This window comes from Microcystis sp. M_QC_C_20170808_M3Col (assembly GCF_007095505.1).
Taxonomy (GTDB): Bacteria; Cyanobacteriota; Cyanobacteriia; order Cyanobacteriales; family Microcystaceae; genus Microcystis.
In genome coordinates, this window is sequence record NZ_SFBY01000396.1 from 1 (window position 1) to 4,600 (window position 4,600).

Genomic DNA, 4,600 nt, shown 5'->3' on the forward strand with positions numbered 1-4,600 from the left:
TGGTTCGTTAAATATAGGGAGAAAGGTAGTCGGAGAGGTTGCATTTAGCAAGAATCCGATAGAGAGGCTTGTAGTTAGCCCTGTACGGGTCAAAGCGTACAAAGCTGATTCAAAGTGCGCCGTTTGCGTACAGAATTAGTAACTATAACGATTCTGGTTCCAATCACACAATTTAGAGAACCGTTAAAAATCTATGAACTCCCGAAAAGGCTTGCCATATAAGCATTTCGCATCTAAGTACAATTGCTTATTGCAAAAGTGGGATGCTGCCCGGGAGAATCTATTACATCCAATTAGCTGAAACAGTCCGCTTGCAGAATACACCTAGTCCAAATAAACCGAATCCTAATAAACCAAAGACCGTAGAAGGTTCAGAAACAGGTTGACTAGATTGGGAAAAAAATCCATATTGTAAGTGATCTACTTCAAAGCCTCCATCGATTAAATTCTGAGATATTGAGATAGCTGAAATACCTGCTAAATTGATAACTCCAAAAAAGCGATCATCAACTGTTGTTCCGTCGTTTCTGGTATCGCCAATCTGTCCCTGACCAAGTGCAATAGTACCTAAAGAATTTCCTTGTGCATCAAACCCTTCAAAAGTTAGTGGTGTTTGATCTATTCCGCCAAAGCTTGAATATGAATCTGTCCAGACAATACCTACATGAGTAGGAAGGTTTCCTAATATATTGACATTGAAATTAAATTTAAAGCCTCCTATTATTCCATTGCCTAGTTCAACGAGACCATGACCTTGTTGCCCGTTTCCATCAATCACTCCGTCGTCAATATCAACAGAATCTGTATAAAAACCTGGACCTGGCACACTAACTGGTAAGCCACTAGCACTAGAGGCTGTAACACCTGGCACATTCAGGGAACCATCCTCAAAATTCTCAAGGTGAAAATAGCTAAAGCTAACATTTTTAAATGGACTATCATTAAAGCTAAGATAAGGAGTTGATCCGAGTAATGTTGGAGCAGAATTTACAACGGGAGTTTTAATGACTGCACAACCGAGGAAAACTCCAGTAGCTAGTGTTATGGTGGTAATTTTATTAGCCATTCTTTTAGCCTCATCAATTTCTGCTTCAAGCATAAGCCTGATTTCAGCTAATCTAAAGTCGGATTGTGGCGGATAAAGGCGGGAGTTTTATTAATAATCTTGACAAAAAGCGGATAATAGCGGATAATTACGGCTGGGCGTTATAACTATGAAGCAACAGGGCAATGGACGTACAAGCGGTGTTGAAATACGTGGATGACCTAGTTTTCGCGCAAACGGGACAACATCTTGACAGTCTGCAAGTTGCGATTCTGAAGGGAGTCCTTAATGGCAAAAAATATACCCATATTTCTGAAGAATATCATTGTTCGGCAGGGCATACTAAAGATGAAGCTTATCAACTGTGGCGCATTCTTTCCGAAGCTTTAGGAGAAGATTTAAATAAGTCTAATTTTCGTGCTACTATTGAGAGGCTGGGATATGCTAACTCTCAATATCAAATTGTCGGCAATCCAATTCAAATCGGTAACATTAACCTCTGTGCTAACTCTCCGCAAAGTTATGAGACAGAAAATATTGAATCAATAATAGAAGAAACTGCTATACCTTATGTTAAAGAAAGCCTGACGATTCTGGAAAGAGAAAGACAAAAAGCAAAACTAGAAATTATTCCAAACTTAGTTGAGCTTGACTTGACGGCCGAGCAAATTGCTAGTACCTTGGGATTGTCTCTTGAGCAAGTTAAAAAATGTATTCCTTAATTTGATTTAATGAGCATTGTCCACCTTTTTTTACAATAGAGATAATTTATGTGTGTTTTTATAAATGCACGTCATCAGCTATCGAAGATTACGAGAATTTACGAATAAACACGCTGATTCCCGAATAGCTTTAGAGAATTGGTATAAAATTGCCAGTCAAGCGATTTGGTATAATTTAGTTGAGGTTCAAGCGGTATTTCCCCAAGCAGAAGCAGTTGGTAATTTTACTGTTTTTAACATTAAAGGAAATAGTTATCGCCTCATAACCAGTATCGACTATCAGAAGCAGCTAATTTATATCAAGTATGTTTTAACTCACGCTGAATACGATAAGGAGCAATGGAAAAATGACCCTTACTTTTAATCCAGAAAAATACAAAGAATTACTAGCGCGCCATTTACCTAAAGTTATCAGAACAGAAGCAGAAAATGAAAAAGCTCTGGCTATTGTCGAAGAATTGATGCACAGTCAGCATCGAACTCCCGAAGAAGATGAACTTTATCAGCTTCTAATTCTTTTAATTGAGAATTTTGAAAGAAGCTTTTATCTACAAGAATCAACCACACCTAATTCTATGTTATTGTTTTTGATGGAGCAGCAAGGCCTTAACAAGAAAGACATAGCCAGAATTCTTGGCTCTGACAAAATTGCTTCTAGTTTAATTGCAGGAAAAGGGTCAATTAGCCAAGAACAGGCGAAATTATTAGGACATTTCTTTCATGTAGATTATAGGTTGTTTATGTAGGGTTTGCTGAATAAATATAAAAACCTTGTTGGGTAAGACTTTTAGACTTTTTTTACCTCAAAAAGTGCCAACCATTGGAGTGATCGGGGGTAAAATTCAGGTACTTTTTCCCCGAAAATTAGGTAATTGACCCCCTCAAAATGGGTAAAACCCCACACCCCACACCCCACACCCTGTCCCCAGGAAAAACTTTTTCAGCCAACCCTAAATAACCCATTATTTGCTATATATTAATTAAACCGAAAAAAAAGAGAGCTTGCTTGCGCTCTCCTTCTTGGTTATTTGCTAATTTTACTAACTAGCGACAATATATTCCTTGACGTTGGCCCGGCGACGGCGTAAATGAGCCAGGGCCTGGTGTTCTAATTGTCGCACGCGTTCTCGACTGATGTTCATTCTCTGACCAATTTTGGCTAGGGATAACTCTTTGCCATCGGTTAAACCGAAACGGAGAGTAATCACTTCCCGTTGTTGGGGGGTTAATTCGGCCAGGAGATTGGCTAAGTCTTGCCGTAATAACTCTTGGGTGATGAAGGTATCGGGAGAAACTCCGCTATCTTCTAATAATTCCGACAATTCCGTATCTTGGTTATCGCCGACGCGCACGTCAAGGGAGATGGGTTGACGGGCCATACTGAGATATTCGCGGATTTGAGCGGGTTCTAGCTCTAATTCCAGGGCAATCTCGGCAGGGGTGGCACTTCTCCCCAGTTTTTGGGCGAGTTCGCGCTGAGTTCTTTTGATTTTATTCAGTTTTTCGGTGATATGGATGGGTAAACGAATGGTGCGGGCCTGTTGAGCGATCGCACGGGTAATCGCTTGTCGAATCCACCAGTAGGCATAGGTAGAAAATTTATAACCTTTGGTGGGATCAAATTTCTCTACACCTCTTTCTAATCCCAGACTACCCTCTTGAATTAGATCTAGGAATTCCATGTTCCGCTTTTGATATTTCTTAGCGATCGCCACTACCAAGCGGAGGTTAGCTTCAATCATTTTCCGTTTAGCTCGATCGCCGGTTTTCAAGGCGCGATCCAGTTCATTTTCGCTTAAATTCACCGAATCCGCCCACTCCAAGCGATCTGGTTCCCGTCCTAATTGTTTCGATAGTGCTTCTTTCGCTTCTAGCAGGCTCATCATCCGTTGGACTTGTTTGCCGTAAATAATTTCTTGTTCGTGAGTTAGGAGGGGAACTCGCCCAATTTCGTGCAGATAGGTACGCACCATATCGGCATTGAGGGTGGGCTGTGATTGAGTTTGGTTGGTTTTTGCTGTGGGCATTGGTTTGGTGGTGACTCCTTGACACAGAAAAAGTCTGTTACTATTCCGACTCGCGGGTGAGTCTGGCTTATCTGAAGTCGGTATGAGTTTGATTCGGAATTTCTTTGATTGTATCCTGCGCTTTTAGACGCAGGCAATCCCCTAAAGGTTCAGAGTTAATTCATTCTTTGGTATGATGTTAAGTTTATCCTCTTTTTTCAACACCCAGAACAGAAGTATTATACCAAAGGGCTATCAACTGAAATCGCTTGTTTTTGGGTCGCTTTTTCCTGAATCCTCGGCAGTGCCGCTTGTATTGTTAGGTAAGATTACAAGACAAAAAGGTTATTTTCCCGATTAGTCATAAACAATTTGGCTGACTTCCGACCCTTTCGCCCTCAGCTTTGAGAGCAAAGCAGAACCAAGCTGAAAACCGACAGCCGAGAACCGACTTCTATATATATAATGACCGATCAACACCAGCAAAGTGAAATGTAATCATTGCGGATTTCCGAACTATTTTCTGTAGTATTTGTTACAAAATGCCCAATTAGCTCCGATTGAGAATCGGGAAAAATTGTTATAAAAATTAGGATTGCTAGGGGGGTAATAACTATCATAGAGACAGCAGGGCGGAGATCGGGATAAATTATCGTTGAAACCAAGCTCGATCGCACTCTCCACAATACCACTCTGTGGAACTCCTGAACATTGACATCCTCACCGCCGTAAACGGACGGTGATTCCCAAACCTCACGATTTAGGTTTCTGCTTCTTTCCCTTGCGGGGTTTCGCACCTGCCTTAACAGATTTACTCTGTTCTGGTC

General features: G+C 40.9%; 5 protein-coding genes and 1 pseudogene. 4 read left to right on the forward strand and 2 right to left on the reverse strand.

Features of this window, described 5'->3' with window-relative positions; translation table 11 throughout:
• Positions 1-139: pseudogene (locus tag EWV84_RS22945) on the forward strand (RNA-guided endonuclease InsQ/TnpB family protein); the annotation flags it as partial.
• Between the two features lie 144 nt (positions 140-283).
• On the opposite strand, the gene EWV84_RS18265 reads toward EWV84_RS22945, so the two are convergent.
• The gene (locus EWV84_RS18265; protein ID WP_287079185.1) at positions 284-1,099 is read right to left on the reverse strand and encodes a PEP-CTERM sorting domain-containing protein; all 816 of its coding nucleotides are present in this window, start codon (positions 1,097-1,099) and stop codon (positions 284-286) included.
• Between the two features lie 131 nt (positions 1,100-1,230).
• Between EWV84_RS18265 and EWV84_RS18270 the strand changes: the two genes are divergently transcribed.
• The 3 genes from EWV84_RS18270 to EWV84_RS18280 all read left to right on the forward strand — a co-directional run bounded on the left by EWV84_RS18270 (position 1,231) and on the right by EWV84_RS18280 (position 2,513).
• Positions 1,231-1,767, forward strand: coding sequence for a helix-turn-helix domain-containing protein (locus EWV84_RS18270; RefSeq protein WP_287079187.1), 537 nt, complete (start codon positions 1,231-1,233; stop codon positions 1,765-1,767).
• A gap of 64 nt (positions 1,768-1,831) precedes the next feature.
• Complete coding sequence (locus tag EWV84_RS18275) at positions 1,832-2,131, forward strand: type II toxin-antitoxin system HigB family toxin (RefSeq protein WP_287079189.1); 300 nt, start codon at positions 1,832-1,834, stop codon at positions 2,129-2,131.
• Positions 2,115-2,513: a helix-turn-helix domain-containing protein gene (locus EWV84_RS18280; RefSeq protein WP_287079191.1), complete on the forward strand. Its 399-nt coding sequence runs from the start codon at positions 2,115-2,117 to the stop codon at positions 2,511-2,513. The genes EWV84_RS18275 and EWV84_RS18280 overlap by 17 nt, the downstream gene beginning before the upstream one ends.
• Positions 2,514-2,807: 294 nt before the next feature.
• On the opposite strand, the gene EWV84_RS18285 is transcribed toward EWV84_RS18280, so the two are convergent.
• A complete protein-coding gene (locus tag EWV84_RS18285) occupies positions 2,808-3,794 on the reverse strand; it encodes an RNA polymerase sigma factor, RpoD/SigA family (RefSeq protein ID WP_002782393.1) in 987 nt (328 codons plus the stop codon).
• Between the last annotated feature and the right edge of the window lie 806 nt (positions 3,795-4,600).

What these genes read in the sequence shown, in the direction of transcription:
- EWV84_RS18265 (WP_287079185.1), bottom strand. Translation starts at nt 1,099, where the DNA reads ATGCTTGAAGCAGAAATTGATGAGGCTAAAAGAATGGCTAATAAAATT.
- EWV84_RS18270 (WP_287079187.1), top strand. Translation starts at nt 1,231, where the DNA reads ATGGACGTACAAGCGGTGTTGAAATACGTGGATGACCTAGTTTTCGCG.
- EWV84_RS18285 (WP_002782393.1), bottom strand. Translation starts at nt 3,794, where the DNA reads ATGCCCACAGCAAAAACCAACCAAACTCAATCACAGCCCACCCTCAAT.
- EWV84_RS18275 (WP_287079189.1), top strand. Translation starts at nt 1,832, where the DNA reads ATGCACGTCATCAGCTATCGAAGATTACGAGAATTTACGAATAAACAC.
- EWV84_RS18280 (WP_287079191.1), top strand. Translation starts at nt 2,115, where the DNA reads ATGACCCTTACTTTTAATCCAGAAAAATACAAAGAATTACTAGCGCGC.